Origin of the sequence: Desulfuromonas thiophila (assembly GCF_900101955.1) — a bacterium.
GTDB classification, from domain to species: domain Bacteria; phylum Desulfobacterota; class Desulfuromonadia; order Desulfuromonadales; family Desulfuromonadaceae; genus Pseudodesulfuromonas; species Pseudodesulfuromonas thiophila.
In genome coordinates, this window is sequence record NZ_FNAQ01000004.1 from 180,781 (window position 1) to 207,053 (window position 26,273).

Genomic DNA, 26,273 nt, shown 5'->3' on the forward strand with positions numbered 1-26,273 from the left:
GTCATAAACAACATAGAGAAAACAGAGGGAGCATTCTCGGTGTTTTCCGAACACCTGTCAAGAAAACTGCGCGGCGCTATCTGCCGCCGGTACGAAGCGCAAGGGGACCTGATGGGGCAGCAATCCATGACGCTGGCACAGGGTGAAAAACAGTTCCAGTCCTGCCAGATGGTCTTCGGCCAGATCGTAGGACATGGCTCGCCAATAGTTTTCCAGTTCTGCCGGTGCTATCCAATCGTGCTCTGACGCATACTGGCGAGCCAAGTGCGTCAGATCGGCAAAGGCGTGTTGGCGTGCCTGGTGCAGCTGCCCTGAAAGTTGCTGCAGAGCCGCCAACTGCCGGGTCATCAGATCACGCCGGACAATCCAGAGAGCAAACACAAAGGGCAACCCGGTATGCTCGACCCAAAGCTGCGCCAGATCGTAACAGATGCCGACACCACCCTGCCGCCGTGCCCGCAAGGCCCGATCACCAATCAGCAGTCCGGCCTTGCCCTGCGCCAGCAAATCCTCAACAGGCTGACGCGGCACCTCGGTATCGATCTGGCGCCAGCCATAGAATTCATGCAGCAGTACACGCAGCAGATTGACAGAGGTGGCCGACTCACCCGTCAGATACAGCCGCTGATTCTCCAGCGCCGACAACGGCCGGGGCGAGAAAAACAGGACACTCTGCACCGGCCCAAAGGCACTGATGGAATGACCCGGCAACAGGACATAGCGTTCAGGATCACGAGCGTATTCAAAACAGGACGAGGGACTGGCATCAAGCACTCCCTGAGCCAGGCGAGCATTCAGTTGTGCCGGCACTCCCCGCTCAACGGCCCCCAGAAAACCGGTCGAACGCAGGTAATGAAAAAAGGGAACGCAGTTGAGATAGTCGATATGACCGAGCCGTAAAGCGTTCATGTTATTCAGAAAGGCAGGGGTTCCGGCCCGCCGCCGCCAAGGGAAAAGGCCCTTGACGGGCCTCTTCATCCACAATCCAGTCTAATAAAAAATCGGGAAATATCCGAGGAATGGCCAAGCCATCAGCACCACATACATGCCACACCGTAAAACAGATCTTTAAGCTCACAAGCAGAGTGACGATGAAAGCCGTGTTGCCATTAAGGAATTTCTGCGCCGCCACCAAAACAGCATAGCGGCGCAAGCAACGGGGCAGTGCTGTTAAACCAGTTTTATCCGCTCAAGAAAACCGGTGTCGATCTGGCCCTCAATAAATTCCTTGTTGTTCATAATCTTCTGATGAAAAGGAATGGTCGTCTTGATGCCCTCGATGATGTATTCCTCCAACGCGCGATCCATCCGCCGAATAGCTTCCTCACGGGTCTCGGCATGCACAATCAGCTTGGCAATCATCGAATCATAGTGCGGCAGGACTTTATACTGATCGTACACCGCACTGTCGACCCGCACACCCAAACCACCGGGCGTATGATAACCGTTGATCAGGCCGGGAGAAGGTGTGAATTTTTCCGGATCTTCTGCGTTAATGCGACACTCGATGGCGTGGCCACGAATCTGGATATCTTCCTGTTTGAAACGCAGAGGCTGGCCAGCAGCAATAAGAATCTGTTCTTTGATGATATCAATGCCTGTCACCATTTCGGTCACAGGATGCTCAACCTGCACACGGGTATTCATTTCCATGAAGTAGAAATTGCTGTCCGCATCCAGCAGGAACTCAATGGTACCAACACTGGAATAACCAACCGTCCGGGCTGCCGCCACGGCGCATTCGCCCATTTTGCGGCGCACATCTTCAGTCAGGACACAACAGGGCGCCTCCTCGATCAGCTTCTGATGACGGCGCTGAATCGAACAGTCACGTTCACCCAGATGAATCACATTACCATGCTTGTCGGCCATGATCTGAATTTCGACATGACGTGGCCGCTCGCAATATTTTTCGATATAGACCTCAGGATTGCCAAACCCGGCCTGGGCCTCGGAGCGTGCTGCGGCAAAGGCATTGGGCAGCGAAGCCGGCGAATGAACGATCTTCATGCCACGACCACCACCACCGGCGGTGGCCTTGATGATCACAGGATAGCCGATCTCCCCGGCGATGCAGATGGCCTCGTCAACGGAGGTTACTGCTTCTTTGGTGCCCGGCAATATGGGCACGCCGGCTTTGGTAACCGTTTGGCGGGCACTGATCTTATCACCCATCAAGCGCATGTTCTCCGCCGTGGGGCCGATGAAGGTCAGACCACAATTGGTGCAGATTTCAGCAAATTCAGCATTTTCTGACAAAAAACCGTAGCCTGGGTGGATGGCGTCGGCATCGGTGACCTCGGCAGCGCTGAGAATGGCCTTCATGTTCAGATAGCTGTGGCTGCTCGGGGCCGGACCAATACAGACGCTCTGGTCAGCCAGCTTGACGTGCAACGCCTCGCTGTCGACATCCGAATGAACCGCAACGGTCTTGATGCCCAGTTCCTTGCAGGCGCGCAAAATGCGCAGGGCGATTTCTCCGCGGTTGGCTATGACGACCTTATGAATCATAAATACTCCGGCGAAACAGGCTCAACAGAGCCGTCTGTCAGGTTTGGACTCAGATTTTTTCCACCACAAACAGCACGTCACCATACTCGACCGGCTCGGCATTGGCCTTGACGATTTCGACAACCTTGCATTTGAATTCTGCCTCTATCTCGTTCATCAGCTTCATGGCTTCAACAATACAGAGGGTTTGGCCCGCTTCCACCACATCACCCACCTTGACATAGGGGGGAGACTCGGGTGAGGGCGCAGCATAAAAAGTGCCAACAATAGGTGAGGGAATCCGTTCATAACCATCCGCTACAGCTGCGGCAGGAGCAGTTGGCGCAAGCGGAGCCACTACCGGTGACGCCACGGGCTGAGGCATGGGAGCATACGCCGATGCCGCGACCTGTATGACCTCTTGGCTGCCACGCTTGATAAAAATACGCTCTTCGTCCTGTTCCAATTCAAACTCGGTGATATCGCTTTCCGTCACCAGCTTGATCAATGTCTTGATATCCTTCATTTCCATGCTTCATCATCTCCTGTGGTATGCGACAACATCCAACTGACAGAACGTCTTGGGCAAGCGCGTCAACAAGCGATAGCCATCGCTTGTCAGTACAACGGTATCCTCAATACGAACACCGCCGAGTTCGGGCACATAAATCCCTGGTTCGATGGTAAACACCATCCCTTCAGTCAGCAACACCTCGGAATGCGGCGACAGGGTCGGACCTTCATGAATCGCCAGCCCCACACCGTGCCCCAGACCGTGGCCAAAACAGGCACCATAGCCCTGGCTGGCAATATATTCACGCGCCACACGATCAACCTCACGGGCCGGTATTCCAGGCGTCAATACCGCCAAGGCCAGATCATGGGCCTGCAGTACGATGTCATGCAATCTGCGCAACACGTCCGGCACCGGCCCAAGCGCCAGCGTCAGGGTTTCGTCGGAATGGTAGCCCTGCACGCGGGTACCAAAATCGATGGTCAGCAATTCTCCACTGGCCAACGCCTTGGTCGAGGCCACACCATGTGGACAAGCCCCGCGCACCCCGGAGGCCACGATCAGATCAAAGGCGCGATCTTCGCCACCACCACAGCGCATGGCATGTTCCAGTGCCACGGCCAGATCGACCTCCCGCAGTCCGGGGCGAATCTGGTTCTGTACCGCCGTAAAGGCTTCGGCGTTGATCCGGGCCGCCTGTTCCAGAAACGCAACCTCGGAGGCATCCTTGACTTGTCGCAGGTGGGCCAGATCATCCAGCACCTGCCAGCGAACCGCAGGACAGGCTTTCTGCAACTGATCGAACTGCGTCAGAGTGACATAGTCCCCTTCGCAGCCAACCGCATTGGCCCCGAGTTCATTCAGGGCTTTGCGCACCCCTTGGGGCTTCTGGCGATAGGTCTGTTGTGCATCGGCACGCACCTGTTCACGCGCCTGGGTGGTATAGCGCGAATCGGTCAAAAAAAACGTCTGTGTCAAGCCGACGACCAAAACCCCATCAGAACCGGTAAAACCGGCATAGTAGCGCAAATGCAGCGGATTGAGCAGCACGACAGCATCCAGGCCAGCGTGATTGAGATGGCTGCGCAGGCGGTCAATGCGCAAAGCTAACATAAAGCCTCGTTTTAAAGCGAGAGTAAAAAAGCGGAATTAGAACAGTTTTTTAATTTTTCCGCAGATGGGCAACCAAGGCTTCCAGGCCAAGCAGATAACTATCGGCACCGAAGCCGCAGATCTGCCCCAGACAGACAGGTGCCAGATGGGAATGCTGACGGAACGCCTCGCGCGCATGAATATTGGACAGATGAACCTCGACACAGGGCAGCGCAACGGCGCTGATGGCGTCGCGCAGGGCGACACTGGTATGGGTATAGGCTGCCGGGTTAATGAGCAATCCGCCACAACCGACGTCACTGGCCTGATGAATGCAATCGACCAGGGCACCCTCATGGTTCGATTGAAAGATTGTCAGATGCACATCCAAGATAGCGGCACGTTGTAGCAACCGTTGATTAATCTGCTCCAGAGAAAGCTGACCATAGATACCCGGCTCGCGCCGACCAAGCAGGTTAAGATTGGGGCCATGCAGAACATGAATTTCTATCACAGCAGGACCTACTGGAGCGCCTGGCGCAATGCCAAGGCTTCACGTTTGAGCAAATAACGCGCCTTACCGCTGCAGGCAGCAGATGAAAGCAGGAGCAAAGCAAAATACTCGCCGCTCAGTGGCAAAAACAGAAACTGACGCTCTGTACAGGTCAGACTGACCTCCTGCACAGCACCAACCTCCAGCAGTTCGGCTGTTTGGCGCATCTCGCGCAGAAGACGGGCCAACTCGACAAAAAGAAGCTGAGTCTGCTCATCCGAGGCCAGCGTACCGACCTGTTCAACAGCGATGCCATCGTAACCAAGAACCACAGCGGCATCAACGCCTTCAGCCTCTTCCTGCACGCGGGCAAGTATTTGCCTAAACATGTCTCCTCCTTCGCTCTATGGCCTTGAGCCAGGCGGTCAGTGCCGCAACATAACCCGACGGGTTGTCGCTCACCGAAACCGGTTGTTCGAACCCGTCACCCACCTGATGCCCTTGCAATTGACTAAGCTGATCTCGCCAGCGGGGGTTGTCAGGCTGTTGCTGTATCAACAAACTCAAGGCCGCTTCAGCCTTTTCCGTCAGTCCCTGCCGCAGATACAGATCAACCAGTGTGGCATTAACAAAAGGACTTTGCTCCATCACCGGATCAGAAAAAGCTGTTGCTTGCTGCAGCAGACCACGCACAGCAACGACCTCAGGATGGGTACTGCCCAGCAGAGCCTGCGCCTGCTGCAGTGCACGCTGAGCCCGTTGCAAATGTCCCAGCGCACCATCAAGCCGGGCCAGTCCCAGCATGGCTTCAGCACAATCCGGCACACGGCTAAGCACCTGTTCAAAAAGGGTGCGCGCCTCATCGGGTTCATCGCGCTGCAACAGCACCTGCCCAAGCAGCAACAGCGCCTCGCGCTGATTCGGGTGCTGCTGCAAGCCACGCCGCAACAGATCATTGGCGGCATCCGTCAGGCCCTGTTGCAGATAGCAGCGGGCTAGAGGAATGAAATCCAGCGACGTCGGATCCTGCTGAAAAACCTGCTGATAGTGCCGCAAGCGGGTCAAGGCATCAGCCATGCAATAGCTCCGGCGCCAAGGCCACGGCAAAAACCTCTCCAGGATCGGCTATTTCTACCAGTTTGGCGCTACCGATCCCTTCGTTCAACACCATCCGGAGCCGACCGGCTGTCACCTTTTTATCCCGCAACATAACCTCAAGACAGGCTTCAAGAGACAGCGACGGTGGCTGCAGAGGCAATCCACAGGCCGCTATCAGTTCCCGAATGCGCTGAACGTCCTCCATCCGGCACAGCTGCTGACGCTCGGCAATCCGTGCCGCCACCAGCATTCCCATGGCGACCGCTTCGCCATGCAACACCTGCCCATAGCCACACAGCTGTTCGATGGCATGACCAAAGGTATGACCATAGTTGAGCAGTGCCCGTTGTCCCTGCTCCGTTTCATCCTCCGCCACCACCGCTGCCTTGATTCGGCAGCAACGCAAAACAGCCTCAATCAGAAATTCCTGCTCCAAACGGCGCAGATTGGCGCTGTGTAATTCGAGCCAATGAAAAAAATTCGCATCGGCAATCACCCCATACTTGATGACCTCTGCCAGTCCAGCGGAAAGTTCACGCGCCGGCAAGGTTTGCAATGTCTTGACATCAATCAAGACCAGGCGGGGCTGGTAAAAGGCTCCGATAAGATTTTTTCCCAGGGGGTGATTAATAGCCGTCTTCCCCCCCACCGAACTGTCCACCTGTGCCAGAAGGCTGGTAGGTAGCTGCACAAAAGGAACGCCACGCAAATAGGTTGCTGCGGCAAAACCAGTGATATCACCAACCACCCCACCTCCAAGAGCTACCAACAACGTTTGACGGTCACAATGCGACCTGATCAGAGAGGTATAGATTTGTTCAAGACTGGCGGCGTTTTTGCTGGCCTCGCCATCCGGCAGAATCACCGACAAAACCTGAAAATCCGCTGCCGCCAAACAGCACTCAACAGTTGAGAGGTACAACGGCGCCACTACCTGATTACTGACCAGCATAACGCGACGTGGCAGCTGCAGAGCCTTCAGCCAGTCAGGCAATGCTGTGAGCAGATCCGCTCCGACATGAATGGCGTAGCTGCGCGCACCCAGCCCAACCGTTAATGATTCCATAAATTTATCCTACCTGCAGCAAAACAACTCAAGGCACTCCGCATAGCCAATAGCCGCTAAACGCAATCCGGAACAGACTCCTCTCGAATCAAATGCGGATCAGCCTCCAGGCGTTTAATCAGCGTTTCGACTACCTGCACTGCCGTTAAATTCTGCGTATCGATAACAAAATCAGCCTGACGATACAAGGGCAAACGTTGCCGCCACAAAGCCTGCAGCTGTGCATTGGCACCATCCTGGGCCAGGGGCCGTTGGGACAGGTCGACAAGACGTTGTTGAAGTGTCGGCCAGTCGGCGTGCAAATAAACAATGGTCCCAGCACTGCGCATCAATTGCCAGTTTTCCGGTCGTCCGACAATACCGCCACCAGTGGCCACCACTGCGGATCGACAAGCGGCGTTATCGCTCAGCACCTCAGTTTCCAAAACACGAAATCCCGGTTCGCCAACAGCAGCAAAGATCTGCGGAATTGTCTGCCCCGCCCGGACAATAATCTGTTCGTCCAGATCAATAAACGATCTTTTTAGCCGACGGGCTAGCAACCGACCGACTGTCGACTTGCCAACCCCCATAAAGCCGATCAGGAACAATGTGCCCATAAATATTCCCTCAAGACTGCCACTTAGCAGACAAAAAAAGGACAGGAAAACCTGTCCTTTTTTTGTCTGCTGAAAAATTTCAGCAGCTTATTTGACAATATGTGGTGTAATAAAAATCAAAAGCTCGTTACGTTCACGGCTATCACTATTTGATTCAAACAACCTTCCCAGAAAAGGGATATCTTTCAAATAGGGTGTTCCAGTATTGTTGTTATATTCGGCTTCCACATAAATGCCACCGATAACTGTGGTTTCACCATCCTTAAGAAGAAGTTTAGTTTCAGCCTCTTTCGTGTCAATAGAGGGTGCACTACCAGCTCCAGTCGCCACCGTTGAACCGATAGTACTGTTCGACGCCTTGATTTGCAGTATTACCGTATCATCGGGATTGACCTCAGGTGTCACCTCCAAAGACAGGGTTGCATCCTCAAATTCCGTAGTTGTTCCCTGATCACTGACAGACTGGTAGGGAATCGCGGTGCCCTGTTCGATTTTGGCAGCTTCACCATCAAGGGTCATGATCTTGGGTGAAGAAATCACCTTTGCCTTGCCCGATGCCTCCAAGGCCGACAAGCGCAAATTGATAATGGTCGAATCGAGCCCGACACGGCCAAAATTCAGTACACCGCCAAGGCCTGAGGTGCCCAGAGTGGTCGGCAGCAGAAAGGCGCCGCCCAAGCCCATGGCCATATCGTTGAGGGTATTAGTACCGATACCTATCAGGCTGGTATCTGTCGAACTGTTTTTGTTGCCAGCGCTATCCGTCTGGCTTGTCGTCACGGTTTCAATGCCATCTGTTCGCACCTTGCTAAATTCATATTTATTACCCGCACTGTCGGTTAGCGTATATGAATTATTAATGTCTTTCGTCTTGACATCATTATTATAACTAAAACCCCAGTTTACCCCCAGATCCATGCCTTCGGTTTCGCGCATTTCAACAATCCGCGCTTCGATCATAACCTGCGGAACAGGCTCATCAAGAACTCTGAGCAGATCACGCACCTCAGCCAGCTTGGACGGAATGTCGTTGACCATGATTTTTTTACTGCCTTCGATAACCTTGACCTCGCCCTGATCAGACAGGATGTCATCAATCACATCTTCGAGGGTATCCGTATCCTTATAGGAAACGGAGAAAATCTCGGTCCGCGTTTCTTCGTACCTCTTGATATCCTGCCGCGCCTTAAGCTTTTCAGTTTCCCTTGAGAAATGCTGCTTCTCCGTCATAATGTGGACAATGTTGCCTTTCTGGATCATCTTCAGGTTTTTCAGTTCAAGAATCGTATCCAAAGCCTGGTCCCAAGGCACATCCTGCAACGACAGGGTCAGGCTACCGCTAACACCCTCATCAAGAATAAAATTCTTGCCGCTGATTTCATGCAGAATTGCCATGACATCACGCAACTCGGCATCGGAAAATGTCATGGAAACCGGTTCTCCAGTATAAACCTTTTCCGGCTCCTCCTGGGCTCCGATCACACCAGCGATAGATGGAACGCGAGTAGCTGGCTCACTCAAAGAATCGAAGACAGCATCAAGACCAGCGCCTGTAGAACCGGGGATCGTTGGCACAACCACTGGTCGCTGTTCATCGGCCGTAACTACTTCGGCAAAAGGACCATCCTGGGTTCTGAACACCAGCTGATTTCCTTCCAGCGCCACGCTGTATTCGACCGGACCCTTGAGTTCGGCCGCGAACATGACATTGCGCTGCTGGCCAGGCTGGCTGCCATAGGGTACGATCTGTCGCACCGCACTGGGAAATGCCGAAGCATCAATCACTCGCCGCAAGCTACGGGAAATAACCGCCGGCCGCACACCAAAAAGAATCCGGTCTCCATCGCGACGCGGCGGGATCAGTTCTGCATTGCCTTCAAGAGTCACCAGCAACTGAGACATCCCCTGTCCGCTGCCAAAGTCAACCTGAGTAACCGTTGCCGGCGTTCCCGGAGCAGGAACGACTCCTTTTGCGCCATCGGCCCAATCGACAACAATTTCGCCACCCTCCTGAAACACCCGCGCGGCCGGCAGAGTGCCACGAGCATCAAAAACAAAACGGGTCTTGTTGGGATACAACCCGACCCGCACTGCCGAAAATCCCCCATCAATAGCAAACTGGCGCTGGGTAAATGTCGGCAATGCCCCCTCGACATCCACCACCAGCCGCGCCGGCGCGCCAAGGGTCTGGGTACTGAATGTGACGCCGGCACCACTGACCAGCAGGGATACCGATTGCACCCCCACCTGCACCGAATCAATGCGGCCACTGGCTGCCATGACGACACCAGCCATCATGGCCACCGAAAGCATTCCTGCCAGGACGCCAGACAGCCTCCGTGACAATCCCATTTTACGCATAACCGTCCGTACGCCCATGTTACACCCCTTCCCTCTGCGGCAGCGTAATCCGCTTCACTTCTGTCCGTGTGGCACCGGAGAAATCACGAAAACGCTCTTCGATTATCACTTCCTCGTCCTGGATGGCGGTCACCTCACCCTTGTTACGACCAACCTTGACGCCCTTTGTCAGAGTGTAGGCCTTCTTGTCAGGCGCCAGCACCATCGCACGCGCTTCTCCCTTACCCAGGATTACGGCTATCAATCGCAGTTCCTTAAGGCCAAAATTCTGCAGCGGCGTCAGGGGCTCGTCACTATCCTCCTCCGGCTCACGGATGGTCAGCAACGAAACAAAGGGATCGCGTCTGTCACGCGCCTGATAGCTGAACTCGGGCGGCTGCGTTTCCGGCGTTTTTTCCATCTGAGGTTCGGGTCGCGCCGGCGGTTTCTGAGCCACAGCCCTGGTGCGTGTTTGAACCGGACGGGCCGGCTGCGGAGGAGCATCCTGGCAGGCCGTCAGCAACACCAACAGCACAATAAAAAGAAGGATCAGCCGCGCTGTCATTTTTTCTTCCCTTTCTTTTTATCCCCCGGTGAAGGCGTTGCAGCCTCAACAAACCGATAGGTCACCGCCCGGCAGTTAATTGAGAGCAACGTCTCGCCGTCCACCATTTGTGGCTTGGTGAGCTTGATATCCACCACATTCACGATACGGGCCAGGCGGCTGACTGCCTGACAAAAAAACGCCATCTGATGGTATGTTCCCCGCAAAGCCAGACTGACCGGCACCTCGGCATAAAACTGCTTTACTGCTTCCTTTTCAGGCTTGAACAACAGCACCTCCAGTCCATTATCACGTGCCAGACCGGCAATGCTTTTAAGCAACGAGGGGATTTCCTTCTGATTGGGAAGTTCATTAAGTGCCAACTCCAGTTGCTTCTGCATTTGCTCATATTCCGCCTTAAAGCGCGGCAGATTGTTGGCAATGCGCTGTTTTTCCTGCAACTGCACCTGCAGACGGTCGAGTTCAGCCTGACGTTTGACCAGTTCTTCGCGAGCTGGGTTATATAAAAAGTAAACAAAAGCGGCCACCAGCAGTCCTAAAACAACAAACAACAGGAGAAAACGCTGGTAGAGAGGCAGCTTGAACAATTTTTCCATCTTCGGATTCATGCGTGCCTCCTATTTCCCGGCTGAAAGCTTTTTCGGCTGTTCCATACGACACGAAAGCTCGAAATTCTGCAGCCGCAGCCCGTCCTGCACCTTCTGCTTAGTGACCTTCAATTCGACGCTCCGGTAGTAGGGTGAAGCCTCCAGACGGGTCATGAACGTGGCCACGTCATCTTCGGTCAGACCAACGCCGGCCAGACTGATGCTATCACCTTTCTGAACCAACTGATTCACCCAAAGTTTATCAGGGAGAGCTTCGATCAACTCATCCATAAGGTGCACCGGGCCCGACTTCGATTCCTTCAGATCAGCCAGAACATTAAGCTTATTCTGCAAATCCTCCTGCAATTTTTTATACTTGTTAACCTCGCCAATCTTCTTTTCGAGATTTTTAATCTCAGTGCGGGTGCGACTGATGGTCGCGTCAAGTTGAGCAATCTGACCCTGAAGATTGTCGTACAGAAAATAACAGACACCGCAGGTAACAAGCAGAAAAGCTCCTGCAACAATTATCTGATTGCGTGCTTGTTCCTTTTTCTGGGCAGCCTTGACCGGCAGAAGGTTGATACGAATCATGATTTATCTCCTGCCCTGCGCGTGGCCAGGCCGGCAGCCACGGCAAAAAAGGGAGCTACGGATTTGACATAGGTCAGATCGAATTCTGATTCATGAATGGTCATACGACTAAAAGGATCGAGAATGGCCACTTCCACCCCCAACCCCTCCTGTAGGGCTGACAGCAGCCCCTGCGTCTGCACAACGCCACCTGTTACATAGACCCGCACCACCCGCTCGTCAGCAAAAGTGGCCGAAAAGAAATCCAGTGAACGCCGAATTTCCTGCACTAAGGTAGTGGACACCCGGTCCAGAGCGGCCTGGGCCTGGTCGGCATCAACGCCTTCAAAAGCGCCTCGCAATTTGAGCGCTTCAGCGTCGTCAGAACTCAGGCCAAAACGCTTCTGCAACTCTTCATTGTAGTGGTCCCCACCGATCTGAATTTCACGGGTAAAAACCGCAACGCCCCCCTTGAGAACACTAACTTGAGCACCACTGGCACCAACGTCAATAAGAGCCACCGTATCTGCCGCTTCATCCGGATAAAGTGCACAAAAAATGTTCTCTATAGCAAAACAGTCCACATCCATAATTATAGGATTGAGACCGCTTTCACGAATAACACTGACATATTCATCGACAAATTCACGCTTTGCCGCCACCAGAACAACCTCCATCAAGCCCTGGTCATTCGGATCCGGCCCAAGGATATGGTAATCAAGATATACATCGGCCATCTCAAAGGGAATGTATTGCTCCGCTTCCCACTGGATCGAATTTTCCAGCTCATCCTCAGTCATCAAAGGGAGAGAAATCTTCCGGATGATAACCGAATGACCGGACACCGACGTGACCACATCGGTCGTTTTGATGCCGTTGCGTGCCACGATATCTCGTACCGCCTGCACTACCGCACGCGAATCCATGATCGAACTATCGACCACCGCTTCAGGCGGCAGAGGTTCACGATCAAGGTTCTTGAGCAGATAGCCCGACCGGGCTGTATGCAAGCGCACCAGTTTGACTGCACTGGCACCGATATCGATACCGATAACGTCTTTTTTGGCTCCAAACATAATTTTGATCCCATTCCGAGATGAGCATCGCCCGCTAAAATGATGGGCATTTCTCCAGCGGTATCATTTTGCGTTCTTCGATTATAAAAACTATCGGTTGAGCGTCAACTTCAATTAATAAAAAATTCGGTATTTCCCGTTCCTGAATCAAAAAAACCGTTCAGATCACCAGCAGCCCCAGGTACCAGTCGAGGAGCTGCTGACCATAGAAGAGATAAATGATCGCGGCCAGTGACAAAAAAGGACCAAAGGGGATCGCCAGCCGACTATCCTGCCGCCGGAGCAGCATCAGGGGTATTCCGACCAGGGTCCCCAGTAACGAGCTGAAAAAAATAACCGGAAATACCGCTCGCCAGCCTAGGAACGCACCAATCATCGCCAGCAACTTGATATCGCCCCCCCCCATGCCTTCCTTGCCAGTCAGCAGACTGTACCCTGCCGCAACCAGATAAAGACTGCCCCCACCTAGCAGAATCCCCACCAAAGAGGCCTGCCAGGACAGCCAGGGGATGGCCAACGATGCCAGAAACCCTACCAAGACTCCCGGCAGACTGATTCGATCAGGGATAATCTGGTGATCAAGATCAATCAGTGACACCACAAGCAGGCTGGAAACAAACAGTCCGTAAACCAGGGTCGCCGGTTGCCAACCAAAAAGAGCGAAAACCGCCAGATACAACAGTGCGTTGGTCAGTTCGACCAAAGGATAACGCCAGGACAGCGGCGCATGGCAAAAGGCGCAGCGTCCCCGTAGAAACACAAAGGACAGCAGCGGAATGTTATGGTACCACCGCAAAGGGGTTTGGCAGTGGGGGCAATGGGATGCCGGTCGCACCACCGAACGCCCTAAAGGCAGACGATAGATGCAGACATTCAGAAATGAACCAATTACCGCTCCCACAGTAAAAACCCAAAGTCCCCAACCTCCCGGAAGAACAAGCATCGCCCCTGATATCCCTTTTCTGTTATGGAGCCCGCACAGGCGCGACTACCGCCTAAAGGGCGATTGAAAAACAGCCTGCAGAGCCCATGGATGGGCGACCAAAATCAATCATTACTTCGTAATGGATTGATTTTGTGAGCAAGTCGAAAAAGCGCATTTGCGGCTTGCGTCGTTGAAAAAGCCCCGGATGAGACGTTTTCAACCTCCTGCTAAAGCTGGCGTAAAAAGTCTATCACCCGGGGATCAGCCCAATCGATCGCACCAACCACCCGTTCGACGATCTGTCCATCCCGATCAACAATAAAGGTCTCGGGAAAGCGCGAGACATTGTAGGCTTTCTGCGCATCAGCCTGAGGATCGAGCAAGACGGGAAAGCTGTGTGGATGCTGCCGCAAAAAAGCCGCCGCCGCGACAGCCGCATTTTCTTCAACATTGATCGCCAACAGCTCAACCCCCTCACCATGTAGCTGTCGATAGAGTTCCTCCATCGAGGGCATTTCCTGCCTGCACGGCGGACACCAGCTGGCCCAGAAATTAACCAGCACCACCTGCCCCTTCAGATCCGTCAGGCGCACCTGGCGACCGTGCAGATCCGACAAACTGAAATCCGGTGCGGGTTGCAAAGTCTTCGCTTCCATCAAGCGCTCTGCCGTCGGCAGTGAGGGTGCCTGCCACCACAACCAGCCAGCACCCACCAGCAAGATCAGCAGAAGAGCGAGAAAAAGTCGCTTCATCGGTTCTCCTTTGCTATAAAGCGCACGACAGTTACCCTGACCGGTACTGCCAGCCAATCCCTACTCATTTCCTTTTTGTGCATGGAGCTCTATCATGGGTCGTCTGTTTACCCCGTTTTGCGTTGGGGACTGCTTTGAAATCATCCCTCCCCAAGACCAAGCCCAGCAACCGCAGCGCACCACCTTGGTGATGGCCGAAGGCGCTTTCGGCTCCGGAGAGCATGAAACAACCGCCAGTTGTCTCGAAATCATTCCCGAGTTGCCTTTGCAGAATGCCGACATTCTCGATCTGGGCTGCGGCACCGGCATTCTGGCCATAGCGGCCCTCAAACGCGGCGCTCGACAAGCCCTATGTGTCGATATCGAGCCAGCCGCCATAAACAGCTGCCGCATTAATGCCCGGCTCAATCAGGTGGAATCGCGAATCAGCGTCCTGTGCGGTGAATTACATCAGCTCGAAGCGCAGCTGCACCCCTGTGATCTGATATTCGCCAACATCTATGGCGACATCCTTCTAACTGTGGCGGAAACCCTTGTTCAATACACCAAGCCAGGTGGGCTGCTTCTGCTATCGGGCATTCTCTACGAATACAACTTCGATGTCCGTGAATGCTACCAGCGGCTGGGATGTCAGTTACTAAAAAACCGTTTGCTCATGGAATTCAGCACCCTACTGCTACGGCGCCTGCCCGACTAAAACGAAAGGCCTAAAGACCCAACTTCTGCAGACGATACCGCAAAGAGCGGAAGCTCAATCCCAACAGCCGGGCAGCTCGGCTGCGCACACCTTGACAGCGCTGCAACGCCTGATCAAGCAATTGCCGTTCCACCTGTTGCAGATAGTCTTCCAGTTGCAGCCCCTCGGGCGGCAAGCGCACCAAAGGTGGGCTCTGACTCCGGCCACAAAGGTCAGGCGGCAAGCACTGTACCCCCAGCACCTCGGCACTGTCGAGAATCAGACAGCGCTCAAGCACATTTTCCAGTTCACGAACATTGCCGGGCCAGTCGTAATCCAGCAGATGGCGCATCAATTCCGGTGCGACAGCGATCTTGCGCTGTGGTGCCAGCTTCTGGCACAAAGCCTCGACTAAAAGCGGAATGTCCTCCGGCCGCTGACGCAGTGGTGGCAATTGCAGATGCACCACGTTCAGACGATAAAACAGATCCTGCCGAAAACTGCCTTGCTCCACCCGGCTGGCCACGTCCTGGTTGGTCGCCGCCACCACCCGGACATCGACGGCATGCTCGTCTGCCGCCCCAACCGGGCGAATCCGCCGCTCCTGCAGCGCCCGCAACAGCTTCACTTGCATATGCGGTGGCAGCTCTGCGACTTCATCAAGAAAGAGAGTACCGCCGCTGGCCTGATCAAACAGGCCATTTTTTTTGTGTACCGCTCCGGTGAAAGCCCCCTTTTCGTGCCCAAACAGCTCTGTTTCGAGCAGCTGTTCCGGAATGGCGCCGCAATTGACAGCGACAAAGGAACCAGGGGCACGCGGGCTGTGTTCATGAATCGCCCGCGCCACCAGTTCCTTGCCTGTACCGGATTCACCGGTAATCAACACACTGGCACTGGTCGGCGCCACCCTTTCAATCAGCTGATACAGTTGACACATGGCCGGACTTTTCCCCACCAGCTGATCAAACCGGTGACGCTGATCCAATACCTGGCGCAAACGCAGGTTTTCCAGACGCAGGGCTTGGTGGCCAAGTGCCTTACGAATCACCAAGCGCAGTTCATCGTTCTTAAAGGGTTTGATCAGGTAGTCGTAGGCACCCTGCTTCATGGCCTCCACCGCCTGTTCCGCAGTGGCATAGGCCGTCATCAACACCACCAGGGTATCGGTACGCAACCGCTGCACCTGGCGCAACAGTTCCAGACCATCCGTCCCCGGCATACGCAGATCGGTCAGCACCAGATCGTACGCCTGCTGTTCAAGCCGTTGCAGAGCCTGCGCACCATCGGCCGCACTATCGACTTGGTAGCCCTCTCCTTCGAGCATCAGGCAAAGGAATTCACGCAGACTGACTTCATCATCCACCACCAGCAAATGGGGGGCTTGCCGCTGCAAATTGGTTTCAGCCGGCATACACCCCTCCGACACCATTCAGCCTGTCCGCCTCACTGAAGGTTACCCGGAAACAGGCCCCCCGACCCTGAGCAATGACCAGTTCAAGCCGGGCCTGTTGGGCGGCCAACAAACCATGAGCGATAGAAAGGCCCAGTCCTGTGCCCTGATTGCGCGTGGTATAAAAAGGCTCGAAAATCCGTTCCCGATCGGCTTCAGTGATTCCGGGGCCTTCATCTTCAATCCAGAAACAGCGCTGCAGCGGCCGGGCAACACAAAAAATCCGCCCTCCAGGCGGACTGAACTGGGCAGCATTCAGCAGCAGATTCCAGACCGCCTGACGCAACTGCTGCTCATCGAGCATCATCTGCCACTGGTCGGGCAAATCGAGTTCAATCCGCAGGCCAGTAAACTCGGGAACACAGGCCAGTTGCTCGCAGAGCTCACTCAACAGACCCGCCAGGTCCAGCAGCCGCAATTCCGGCGGCCGGGGCCGGGCAAATGACAGAAAATCATTGAGCAGTCGATTGAGACGCTCACTTTCCCGCACCAGAATGGCGAGTAATCGTTGCTGCCCGGCATCAGGACTCTGCTCCTGCAGCAGTTGGGCACTGCCACTAAGAGAAGCCAGCGGATTGCGAATTTCGTGAGCCAGACCGGCGGCCAAGGCTCCTACCGCCGCCAGACGCTCACGACGCTGCAAATGACGCTCAAGTTCTTTTACCCGGGTCAGATCCTGAAATGTCAGCAGCACATGGTGCTGCTGTTCCTGCTCGAAGGCCGTCACGCCGTAACCAATGATGCGAGGATGACCATCCGGATGAACAAACTCCAGTTCGGCGCGTTCCAGTGGCAGATGGCTAAAAGGCCAGGGCAAGACGAAAACCTCGTTCAGCGGATGACCAACCAATTGTTCCGGTGCCAGTCCACGGATTGCGGCAGCAGCAGAGTTACAGGACCGTATCCGCCCCTGACAATCAACAACGATCAGACCACTGGTCATATGCCGAAGAATCTGCTCGTTAAACCGTTCCAGATCAGCATGTTCTATCTGTTGGCGATGCAACTGGCGCGCCTGCTGGCGCAAACGCACTGCCAGCAACACACTCAGCGCTCCGGCCAAGGCAAAGGCGCACAAATTGACCAATAGCGCGCCAAGCATCTCGCGCGGGACTGGCATCTCACCCGGCAAAGGAAGATAACCGCCATACTGCAGCAGCACCAGTCCACCATAAAGCAGCAGACTGGCCAACAGCGTCGCCATCACCTCGGCAGGTCGGGAAACAAAGGCGCTGCCCAGCAACACGAAAATGAACAAAAAGGCAAACTGGCTCTGCAAACCGCCAGTTACATAGACGATGGCGGCGCACAGCAGCAAATCCCACACCAGTTGTACCTGGACAAACCTCGGCGAAAAACCAAAGCGCAGCAGCCAGAACAGTGCCGAGCAGATCTGCAACAATGTCAGTGACAGCAGGATCAGCAGCGGAATGATGGCCAGCAGCCCTTGGGCAGCACCGCCAGCCGAGCCGAACACCACCGCAGCGCCAAGAAACAGGGATGCAACAAAAAAACGCGCCAACACAAACCACAGCATTGTCGGCGACAGTGGCCGCCTCCGGCGTGATGTCAAAGGCATCTACCCGCCAACGGTTCCCGCCAGTTTAAATATCGGCAGATACATGGCAATTACCAGGCCACCAACAGTCGTTCCCAGGAACAGCATCAGCAGGGGTTCCATCATGGCCGTCAGATTCGCCACCGCGTCATCCACCTCATCATCATAGAAATCGGCGATCTTGTTGAGCATGGTATCAATGGAACCGGACTGTTCACCAACGGCGATCATCTGACAGACCATGGGCGGAAACACCCCAGATTTGGTCAAGGGATCAGCAATCGTATTGCCCTCACTGATGCTCTTACGCACTTCGATGATGGCGTTTTCGATGATCTTGTTGCCAGCCGTCTTGGAGGTAATATCCAGACCGTCAAGAATAGGCACACCACTCGACACCATGGTTCCCAGGGTGCGGGTGAACTTCGCCACCGATACCTTGCGAATCAGTATACCGAACACCGGCAGGCGCAGAGCCAGTCGATCCATCACCAGACGCCCCTTCCGGGTGGCATAGGTTTTTTTGAAAGAAAATACCAGCAGAATAAAAAAACCGACGATAAACAGGATGTAGTCCTGAATGAAGTTGCTCATATTAATGACGATCTGGGTCGGTGCCGGCAGAGCCCCGCCAAAGTCGGCAAACATTTTTTCAAAAGCCGGAATGACAAAGACCAGAATCACACCAATGACGATAACAGCAATGGAAACAATGGTTGCCGGATAGGTCATGGCGCTTTTGACCTGTTTCTTAAGTTTCATGGCCTTTTCAAGATAGGCAGCCAGACGGTTGAGAATGGTATCAAGAATACCCCCCACCTCACCGGCAGCCACCAGGTTGACAAACAGCTCGTCAAAGGCCTTGGGATGCTTGCGCAAGGCATCAGCAAAGGTGGAACCGGATTCGACATCACTCTTAACCTGCAGCAGCACCGTTTTGAAGGTTTTATTATCCTGCTGACCGGAAAGGATATCGAGACATTGCACCAAAGGCAGACCGGCATCGATCATGGTGGCGAACTGGCGGGTGAAAACCACCAGATCCTTGGTGGAAACCCGCTGCTCGAAGCCGGGAATCCGGATTTCCACATCCATCCCCTTGCCACGCTGGCGGATTTTACGGGCCAGTATCCCCTGCCGCCGCAGCTGCGCCTGAACCGCCGCCTCGTTCGGCGCTTCCATTTCGCCCTTTTGCTTCTGACCGCTGCGGGTAGTACCTTCCCAGGAAAACTTTGCCATAACCAACCCCATAAAAAACGAGAACGCCACCTCGCCCAACACTGTTGATGCCTGACGACGAAACGGACACATCCGCTTCTGTCAGCGACAAGGTTTACCAACGATTTTCAGCCCACACCCTGGGCCAATTGGCTGATTAGCCCGTCACGCCCGCGGCCCCGACGGTGTCATCTTGACCGCCGTCGCCGGATTCGCAATCATCTGCCTGAGTTCATCGGGTTCCGGTGAACGGGCCATCGCATCGTCAAGGCTGATTAGCTTCTTGTGAAACAGACTGAACAACGACTGATTCATCGTCTGCATGCCATATTTTTCCTGCCCCATCTGCATCTGTGAATAAAGCTGATGAACCTTGTCGTCACGAATCAGTGCCCGGATAGCCACATTGGGGACCATGACCTCGAGCGCCAGGACGCGGCCCTTGCCGGAAGCCCGCGGAATCAGAGTCTGAGACAGGACACCTTCAAGAACGAAAGACAATTGGGTGCGAACCTGGGCCTGTTGATTGGTCGGGAAAACATCGACAATACGGTTAATGGTCTGCACGCAGCCGTTGGTATGCAGAGTGGCGAAACACAGATGACCGGTTTCGGCAATGGTCAGGGCTGCCTCGATGGTTTCAAGATCACGCAGCTCCCCCAACAGCACCACATCGGGGTCCTGCCGCAGAATCGATTTGAGCGCCCGCTTAAACGAGACCGTATCACTACCAACCTCGCGCTGGTTGACGACACAATTCTTGTGCGGATGAATGTACTCAATAGGATCTTCGATGGTGACAATATGTTCGTGCCGTTCACGGTTGATGGCATCAATCATAGAGGCCAAGGTTGTGGTCTTACCGCTGCCCGTCGGCCCGGTCACCAGCACCAGTCCTCGTGGCCGATGCGAGATGCGTTCAACAACCGGCGGCAGACCCAGCTGCTCGAAACTGAGGAACTCATAGGGAATACGACGGAACACGCCAGCGATGGCCCCTCGTTGCACAAAAATATTGCCACGAAAGCGGGCCAAGCCTTTAACACCAAAGGACAGATCGAGTTCGTTTTCCTCTTCCAGTTTACGCTTCTGGGCATCCGTCAGGATGCTGTAACACAGATTTTTGGTATCAGTGGGCATCAGAGGCGGGTGGTTGAGCGGGCGCATCGCCCCATCAATACGAATCTGCGGCGGGATCCCTGTGGTGACATGCAGATCGGAGGCCCCGGAATCAACCATGAACTTGAGAAACTCATGAATACTGGCCATGGCTCGCCCTGTCTCCTTTTATCGAACGGTTTGGCTAAGCGTTGCTTCCGTCAACATGCAGCGAATCTAACACAGCGAGACAACACGTCCAGCCGCGAAAAAGAAAAAAACAAATTTGTTCAGTCGTCAGCCACCGTACAGCGCAGGACCTCTTCGAACGAGGTAACCCCCTCCTTGAGTTTGCGCAGCGCTGACTGACGCATGGTGCGGACCCCCAGCCGCATGGATTCGCGCTTGATTTCCGCCGTATTGGCCCCCGCCAACACCATTTCGCGAATCTCATCGAACATCGGCATCACCTGATAGATGCCAACCCGGCCTCGGTAACCGCTGTCGTTACAGTTGCTGCAGCCACGACCGCGATAGCAAACAAAATCATCCACCTCATCGGGCGACACCCCGGCATCGAGCAACGCCTGTTTGGAAATCTGTTCCGGCTCCTTGCACTGACTGCACAGGCGCCGGCCCAGCCGTTGGGCGGTAACCAGATTAACCGCCGAGGCCACCAGAAAAGGCTCGATGCCCATATTAAGCAAACGATTGATGGTGGATGGCGCATCATTGGTGTGCAGGGTCGAAAGCACCAAGTGACCGGTCAGGGCCGCCTTGACTGCGATTTCAGCCGTCTCGAAATCACGAATCTCGCCGATCATGATGATATCCGGATCCTGCCGCAGAAAGGCCCGCAGGGCGCTGGCGAAATTCAGGCCGATCTCCTCGTGCATCTGCACCTGGTTGATGCCGGCGAAGTTAAACTCCACCGGATCCTCCGCCGTCGAAATATTCTCGGTGGTCTTGTTGAGCTCACTTAAGGCCGAATAAAGAGAAACCGTCTTGCCACTGCCCGTGGGGCCGGTGACCAGAACCATCCCGAAGGGTTTGCTGATCTCCTGCTTGAACCATTTCAGGGCATCCTCTTCATAGCCCAGTTTGGTCATGTCCAATTGCAGGTTCGATTTATCCAGCAGCCGCAAACAGACCTTTTCACCAAATAGGGTCGGCAGGCAGTTGACACGATAATCCATATCCTTGCCGCCGGGCAGCTTGATCTTGATGCGGCCGTCCTGCGGCAGACGCCGTTCGGCAATATCCATCTCCGCCAGAATCTTCAGGCGTGAGGTAATAGCATTCTTGAGCTTGATGGGTGGCTTCATCACCTCATAAAGCACGCCGTCAATGCGATAGCGCACGCGAAAGAGCGTTTCATAGGGCTCGATGTGAATATCCGAGGCCCCCTTCTTGATGGCATCGGTCAGGATCAGGTTAACCAGCTTGACTACCGGCGCTTCCTCGGTGGCCATCTGCAGGGCATTGATGTCGACATCGTCATGCTCGTCGACCACCTCCAGGGCAATATCCTCCAGGTTGCCCATCACATCGGCCAGGGTGGCAGACTGGTCGTAATACTTGTCAATCGCCTTTTTGATGGCTGAATCCGTCGCCACCACCACCTCGACATTGTGACCGGTCATGAATTTGATGTCGTCGATGGCAAAAATATTCGACGGATCGCTCATGGCAACGATCAGGGTGGATCCGGCCCGGTTGATGGGTACCGCATGGTATTTCTGCACCACTTCGGCGCTGATCAACCGCACGACACCCGAATCGACCTCGAATTCCTCAAGATTGATCGACGGGGCACCGTACTGACGCGACAGGAAAGCCGCCAGATCCTCCTCGCTGATGTACTTGAGCCGCACCAGCGTGGCGACAAAGCGCTCCTTGTGCAGCTTCTGTTCGGCGATGGCCTTGTCGACCTGCTCCGCCGTCAGCAGTTTGTTACGAATCAGCAGATCGCCCAAACGATTCGTCGCCATAGCCATACATTCATTCCCTGAAAAAACGTCTCAAGCGTCCGTCAGGCCAGAGCCTGACGCAATAAATTCCCTGGATCGCGGCCGGTCCAGAGGGTAAAAGCCAGCTGTCCCTGTCCGATCAGCATGCCCAGACCGTCACAGGCCCGCAGACCAGAGGCGCGAGCCCGGGCCACCAGCGGCGTGTCTTGCGGAGCATAAACCGCGTCATAAACCCGCAGATGGGGTGGAAACAGGGCCCAGGGCAAAAAATCACAGTCCTCACCCCGCAAACCCAGCGTACTGGTATTGAGCAGCAGATCTACCTGCGGCGCCCAGTCAGCCAGCGCCGCCGGCGTCAGAGGACAGACCCGACAGTCCAGCTGCGGATCATAGCGGCACAACAACGCGCGGAGCTCCTCGGCCCGCGCCAGCGTACGATTGGCCAACACCAGACAGGCTGGCCGGCGCTGTGCCAAGGCCAGGGCCGCACCACGCGCCGCACCGCCCGCCCCCAATAAAAACAGACAGCGCCCGTCCGGCTCGAAATCCAAATCCTCAAGCAAGGAACGCACCAGCCCGGGGCCATCGGTATTGTACCCCACCAACCGGTCTCCGTCACGCACCAGGGTATTGACAGCACCGCACAGGCGGGCAAAGTCATCCAGTTCGTCCAGCAGAGGAACGATGGCCTGTTTATGTGGAATCGTGACATTACCTCCCCGCACCCCCAAAGCACGCCAGCCAGCCACCGCCATCGCCAGATGGGCCGGGGGCACGGCAAAGGGCACATAGACAGCATCCAACCCCAGGGCAGCAAAAGCAGCGTTGTGCATCCGCGGCGACAGCGAATGCCGCACCGGGTCGCCCAGGATTCCATAAACGGCTGTGCTGCCACGAATGAGCTGACCACTCATCATGCCGGCTCCTGTGGCGCAGCCAGATATTCGCGATACTCCACCAGAGGTGTCGCTTCCAACAGCTGCCGCGCGCAGGCGATATCACCGTTAATCGCCTGCTGCAAAGCAACCGCATCGGCAAAGCGCCGTTCATCACGCAAACGGGCAATAAAATACAAGCGCAGCCGCCGGCCATAAAGATCGCCGGCAAAGTCGAGCAGATGGGCCTCAATCGTGATCTGACGCCCGTCAAAGGTCGGCCGCCAACCCAGATTGACTACAGCCTGATATTCAGCTTCGGCGTCGCAATCCTGAGGCCCTCCGTCCGGCGGCAACAGGCGCACCCGCGCCGCGTAGACACCGGCAGCGGGCAGCAACTCCTTGTCGGTCTCCAGATTGGCGGTGGCAAAGCCCAGCTGCCGGCCCCGACCATCGCCCGCCACCACACGCCCTTCGAGATTAAAATGGCGTCCCAGCAGCGCCACTGCGGCGGCCACATCTCCCCGCAACAGCGTCTGACGCACCAAGGTCGAACTGAGAACCTGGCCCTGTAATTGTACCGGGCCAAAGACATCGACGCTGAAACCCTTTTCGCGGCCCTGGCGCTGCAGAAAGGCCACCGAACCCGACCGCCCGCGACCAAAAGCATAGTCATAGCCCACAATCAGATGACGCACGCCCAGGCAACGGCACAGCACCTCGTCGACAAAGCGTTCCGGTGGCAAGGCGGCAAATTCCGGCGTGAACGGTATCGACAACAACACATCCACCTGTGAAGCCGCGATCAACCGCTGTTTCTCGGCTGCGGTATTGATCAGCCGCGGAGCCTGGGAGCCGGCCAGCAGTTTGAGGGGATGCGGATCGAAGGTGCAAACGATGGCGGTCCCCTGGCGTTGACGAGCGCAGGCTACCAATCGTCGAAAAATGGCGCGATGGCCCAGATGTACACCATCGAAATTACCCAGGGTCACCACCGCTTCGGTAAATGGCCGTGTCACAGCCGCCAGATCGCGAATCAGCTTCATCCCTGTTTACCCCGTGACAAACGCCGACGCGAGGCCTGCGGTGTTGGTCTTGGCACCAGATCGGCCAGGACAAAATCGATCTCCCGACCTTCGAGCCGTACCTGCCACAACACCACCTCGACCGCCTGCCCCAAAGTAAAACGCCGGCGGCGGCGCTGGCCCGTCAGGCTGTGGGTCTGAACGTCATACTGATAGTAATCGTCACTGAGATGGCGAACCGATACCAGCCCCTCAATAAAAAAATCATCCAGTTCGACAAAAAAACCGAAGTCGGTAACCGCCGAGACAAAACCACTAAACCGTTCACCAATTCGATCCTGCATGAACTGACAGCTGCGCAAGGCCACCACCTCGCGTTCAGCCTCCATGGCCCGCCGTTCGCACTGGGTACAGTGCAGTCCCACCGGCTCCAGCGCCGCCGGCGCCACAGCAGTCGTGGTCCAGCCCAGGTGACGTTTGAGCAGACGATGCTGCACCAGATCGGGATAACGCCGGATCGGCGAAGTGAAATGGCCATAACAAGCACTTGCCAAACCGAAATGGCCAACATTGTCAGCACTGTAGCTGGCCTGCCGCATACTGCGCAGCAGCAGTCGATGAATACTGAAGGCCTGCGGAGTCGCCGCTGCCTGGCGCAGCACCTCTGCCAGTTCCCGGCCATCCGGCCGCAGCGGATCAAGATTGAATCCCAGGTTGTACAGAGCGATGAACTGCTGAAAATCGATCAGTGCCTGGGCATCCGGCGCTTCATGGACACGATACAGGGCACCCGTGTTTTCATCATCGGTCAGCAGGGCCGCGACAGCCTCGTTGGCCAGCAGCATGCATTCTTCCACCAGACGGTGAGCCAGCAATCGCGGTCGGCGGCCAACAAAGCGTACCCGACCATTGTCATCCAGCCGGATATCAGCCTCCGGCAGATCAAAATCAAGTGCGCCTCGCTGAAGACGCCGCTGGCGCAGCTGATCACAGAACACCGCCAACTGCGGCAGCATCGCCGCCACCGTCTCATCAAGCCCGGCCGCGCCATCGCTGGTGGCGTTATCAAGGCAATGTTGTACCGCTTCATAGGTCAAGCGGGCCCGACTGCAGATCAAGGCATTATGTACCCGGGTCTGGCGCAGCCCCCCCTGACCATCGCAATCAAGTTGCAGTACCAGGGCCAGACGGTCCTGCTGCGGCATCAGGGAGCAGATCCCGTTGCTCAAAGCCTCGGGCAACATGGGCAGACAGCTGCCCGAAAAATAGACACTGGTGCCCCGCTGCCAGGCTGCCGCATCCAGGGCACTGCCACTGGCGACATAGTGGCTGACATCGGCAATGGCCACCCACAACCGCCAGTAGCCACCGGGCTGCGCCTCCAGGGCAATCGCGTCATCGAAATCACGGGCGTCGGCACCATCAATGGTAACCAGCGGCAGGTGGCGCAGGTCAGTGCGTTGCGCCAGCTCCGCAATAACAGGCTGCGATGCAGCGGCCTGGGCTTCCGCCAGCGCCGCCGCATCGAACTGCAGCGGCAACTGGTGAGCCAGAGCAATACGCGGCAGATCGGTCCAGGGATCGTCGGCAGCGCCCAGTACCGCGACCAGTTCCGCCAAGCCGGGGCTGTCGAATGTCGGGTAGCGCTGTATCCGGGCCTGAACCACCTGATCAACCAGATCTTTTGGCGCGCTGTCTGGTGGCAGCTGCAGCTGGTAGCGCTGACCATCGCTATCGGCCAGCAGCCAGCAACCGGTGGCACCACGGCTGGCCTGACAGCGCCCCACCACCTCCGTTTGTTGATGCCGCAAAATATCCACCAGCAGCACCTCGGCCCGGCGGCGCTGTCGCTGAGGCAAAAGCAAGGCATTGACCTGATCACCGGACAGAGCCGCCAGCGACTGATGTGGCGCCAGAGCATAGAGTTGGCCATCGGTGCCAGCCAGTTGCAGCGCATTGCCGCGCCGCTGCAGTTGGCCCTCAAGCCGTTGCAGCGGTCGAACCAGCAGATAGCTGCCCCGTCGGCTGCGGCGTAACAAACCAAGAGCCACCAGGGTGTCGAGCTGGTTTAACAAAGGACGGCGCATCGTCCGTGACCAGCCGGCCCGGTCAAGAATCTCGGCAGGACTGAACGGGCCTCGCGGCAAGGCACTGATCTGTTCAAGGAGCCCGTTCAGCGTCAGTTCAGGAGAGGTCACAGGCGCTCCGGCGCAAGGCTGCGATAGCGGTCGCT

Annotated in this window: 26 protein-coding genes; 1 reads left to right on the top strand and 25 read right to left on the bottom strand. The window is 55.7% G+C overall.

The window, feature by feature from the left end; genetic code table 11:
* Nucleotides 1–57: 57 nt before the first annotated feature.
* From BLR80_RS06110 to BLR80_RS06185, 17 genes are all read right to left on the bottom strand, one after another.
* Nucleotides 58–909 (bottom strand): menaquinone biosynthetic enzyme MqnA/MqnD family protein, encoded by an 852-nt coding sequence (locus BLR80_RS06110; RefSeq protein ID WP_171906339.1) that lies wholly within the window; start codon nucleotides 907–909, stop codon nucleotides 58–60.
* A gap of 1 nt (nucleotide 910) precedes the next feature.
* Nucleotides 911–1,153: a hypothetical protein gene (locus BLR80_RS12900; protein ID WP_171906340.1), complete on the bottom strand. Its 243-nt coding sequence runs from the start codon at nucleotides 1,151–1,153 to the stop codon at nucleotides 911–913.
* A gap of 17 nt (nucleotides 1,154–1,170) precedes the next feature.
* Nucleotides 1,171–2,511: an acetyl-CoA carboxylase biotin carboxylase subunit gene (accC, locus tag BLR80_RS06115; protein ID WP_092077323.1), complete on the bottom strand. Its 1,341-nt coding sequence runs from the start codon at nucleotides 2,509–2,511 to the stop codon at nucleotides 1,171–1,173.
* Nucleotides 2,512–2,560: 49 nt separating this feature from the next.
* Nucleotides 2,561–3,022: an acetyl-CoA carboxylase biotin carboxyl carrier protein gene (accB, locus tag BLR80_RS06120; protein WP_092077326.1), complete on the bottom strand. Its 462-nt coding sequence runs from the start codon at nucleotides 3,020–3,022 to the stop codon at nucleotides 2,561–2,563.
* Between the two features lie 6 nt (nucleotides 3,023–3,028).
* A complete protein-coding gene (locus tag BLR80_RS06125; RefSeq protein WP_092077329.1) occupies nucleotides 3,029–4,117 on the bottom strand; it encodes a M24 family metallopeptidase in 1,089 nt (362 codons plus the stop codon).
* A 49-nt stretch (nucleotides 4,118–4,166) separates the two neighbouring features.
* Nucleotides 4,167–4,607, bottom strand: a complete 441-nt coding sequence (gene aroQ, locus BLR80_RS06130) for a type II 3-dehydroquinate dehydratase (RefSeq protein WP_092077468.1) — start codon at nucleotides 4,605–4,607, stop codon at nucleotides 4,167–4,169.
* Nucleotides 4,608–4,618: 11 nt separating this feature from the next.
* On the bottom strand, nucleotides 4,619–4,978 hold the full coding sequence (locus tag BLR80_RS06135) for a roadblock/LC7 domain-containing protein (protein ID WP_092077332.1): 360 nt from the start codon (nucleotides 4,976–4,978) through the stop codon (nucleotides 4,619–4,621).
* The gene (locus BLR80_RS06140) at nucleotides 4,971–5,666 is read right to left on the bottom strand and encodes a tetratricopeptide repeat protein (protein WP_092077335.1); all 696 of its coding nucleotides are present in this window, start codon (nucleotides 5,664–5,666) and stop codon (nucleotides 4,971–4,973) included. Before BLR80_RS06140 ends, BLR80_RS06135 begins: the two co-directional genes overlap by 8 nt.
* On the bottom strand, nucleotides 5,659–6,753 hold the full coding sequence (gene aroB, locus BLR80_RS06145; RefSeq protein ID WP_092077338.1) for a 3-dehydroquinate synthase: 1,095 nt from the start codon (nucleotides 6,751–6,753) through the stop codon (nucleotides 5,659–5,661). Before aroB ends, BLR80_RS06140 begins: the two co-directional genes overlap by 8 nt.
* A 56-nt stretch (nucleotides 6,754–6,809) precedes the next feature.
* On the bottom strand, nucleotides 6,810–7,352 hold the full coding sequence (locus BLR80_RS06150; RefSeq protein ID WP_092077341.1) for a shikimate kinase: 543 nt from the start codon (nucleotides 7,350–7,352) through the stop codon (nucleotides 6,810–6,812).
* An 87-nt stretch (nucleotides 7,353–7,439) separates the two neighbouring features.
* Nucleotides 7,440–9,731, bottom strand: a complete 2,292-nt coding sequence (locus tag BLR80_RS06155; protein ID WP_092077344.1) for a type IV pilus secretin PilQ — start codon at nucleotides 9,729–9,731, stop codon at nucleotides 7,440–7,442.
* A gap of 1 nt (nucleotide 9,732) precedes the next feature.
* Nucleotides 9,733–10,257: a pilus assembly protein PilP gene (locus tag BLR80_RS06160; RefSeq protein ID WP_092077347.1), complete on the bottom strand. Its 525-nt coding sequence runs from the start codon at nucleotides 10,255–10,257 to the stop codon at nucleotides 9,733–9,735.
* Nucleotides 10,254–10,865, bottom strand: a complete 612-nt coding sequence (locus BLR80_RS06165; RefSeq protein WP_092077350.1) for a type IV pilus inner membrane component PilO — start codon at nucleotides 10,863–10,865, stop codon at nucleotides 10,254–10,256. Before BLR80_RS06165 ends, BLR80_RS06160 begins: the two co-directional genes overlap by 4 nt.
* A 9-nt stretch (nucleotides 10,866–10,874) precedes the next feature.
* Nucleotides 10,875–11,438: a PilN domain-containing protein gene (locus tag BLR80_RS06170; protein WP_092077353.1), complete on the bottom strand. Its 564-nt coding sequence runs from the start codon at nucleotides 11,436–11,438 to the stop codon at nucleotides 10,875–10,877.
* On the bottom strand, nucleotides 11,435–12,493 hold the full coding sequence (gene pilM, locus BLR80_RS06175; protein WP_092077356.1) for a type IV pilus assembly protein PilM: 1,059 nt from the start codon (nucleotides 12,491–12,493) through the stop codon (nucleotides 11,435–11,437). Before pilM ends, BLR80_RS06170 begins: the two co-directional genes overlap by 4 nt.
* 160 nt (nucleotides 12,494–12,653) lie before the next feature.
* A complete protein-coding gene (locus tag BLR80_RS06180) occupies nucleotides 12,654–13,436 on the bottom strand; it encodes a prepilin peptidase (RefSeq protein WP_092077359.1) in 783 nt (260 codons plus the stop codon).
* Nucleotides 13,437–13,645: 209 nt separating this feature from the next.
* On the bottom strand, nucleotides 13,646–14,170 hold the full coding sequence (locus BLR80_RS06185; protein WP_092077362.1) for a TlpA disulfide reductase family protein: 525 nt from the start codon (nucleotides 14,168–14,170) through the stop codon (nucleotides 13,646–13,648).
* 94 nt (nucleotides 14,171–14,264) lie between these two features.
* On the opposite strand from BLR80_RS06185, the gene BLR80_RS06190 reads away from it, so the two are divergent.
* Entirely contained in the window at nucleotides 14,265–14,867 is a 603-nt protein-coding gene (locus BLR80_RS06190) for a 50S ribosomal protein L11 methyltransferase (RefSeq protein WP_092077365.1), read from the top strand.
* 10 nt (nucleotides 14,868–14,877) lie between these two features.
* Here the strand turns inward: BLR80_RS06190 and BLR80_RS06195 are convergent, their stop codons facing one another.
* The 8 genes from BLR80_RS06195 to rnr form a co-directional block, all read right to left on the bottom strand.
* Entirely contained in the window at nucleotides 14,878–16,257 is a 1,380-nt protein-coding gene (locus BLR80_RS06195) for a sigma-54-dependent transcriptional regulator (protein WP_092077367.1), read from the bottom strand.
* Entirely contained in the window at nucleotides 16,247–17,833 is a 1,587-nt protein-coding gene (locus BLR80_RS06200; protein WP_171906341.1) for a two-component system sensor histidine kinase NtrB, read from the bottom strand. Before BLR80_RS06200 ends, BLR80_RS06195 begins: the two co-directional genes overlap by 11 nt.
* Nucleotides 17,834–17,875: 42 nt before the next feature.
* Complete coding sequence (locus BLR80_RS06205) at nucleotides 17,876–19,093, bottom strand: type II secretion system F family protein (protein ID WP_092077373.1); 1,218 nt, start codon at nucleotides 19,091–19,093, stop codon at nucleotides 17,876–17,878.
* Nucleotides 19,094–19,237: 144 nt separating this feature from the next.
* Nucleotides 19,238–20,341, bottom strand: coding sequence for a type IV pilus twitching motility protein PilT (locus BLR80_RS06210; RefSeq protein WP_092077377.1), 1,104 nt, complete (start codon nucleotides 20,339–20,341; stop codon nucleotides 19,238–19,240).
* A gap of 119 nt (nucleotides 20,342–20,460) precedes the next feature.
* The gene (gene pilB, locus BLR80_RS06215; RefSeq protein WP_092077470.1) at nucleotides 20,461–22,161 is read right to left on the bottom strand and encodes a type IV-A pilus assembly ATPase PilB; all 1,701 of its coding nucleotides are present in this window, start codon (nucleotides 22,159–22,161) and stop codon (nucleotides 20,461–20,463) included.
* 41 nt (nucleotides 22,162–22,202) lie between these two features.
* Nucleotides 22,203–23,054 carry a shikimate dehydrogenase gene (aroE, locus tag BLR80_RS06220; protein ID WP_092077380.1) on the bottom strand — a complete coding sequence of 284 codons (852 nt, stop codon included), beginning with the start codon at nucleotides 23,052–23,054 and terminating at the stop codon, nucleotides 22,203–22,205.
* Nucleotides 23,054–24,061, bottom strand: a complete 1,008-nt coding sequence (locus BLR80_RS06225) for a bifunctional riboflavin kinase/FAD synthetase (RefSeq protein WP_092077383.1) — start codon at nucleotides 24,059–24,061, stop codon at nucleotides 23,054–23,056. Before BLR80_RS06225 ends, aroE begins: the two co-directional genes overlap by 1 nt.
* Nucleotides 24,058–26,238, bottom strand: a complete 2,181-nt coding sequence (gene rnr, locus BLR80_RS06230; protein ID WP_092077387.1) for a ribonuclease R — start codon at nucleotides 26,236–26,238, stop codon at nucleotides 24,058–24,060. Before rnr ends, BLR80_RS06225 begins: the two co-directional genes overlap by 4 nt.
* Between the last annotated feature and the right edge of the window lie 35 nt (nucleotides 26,239–26,273).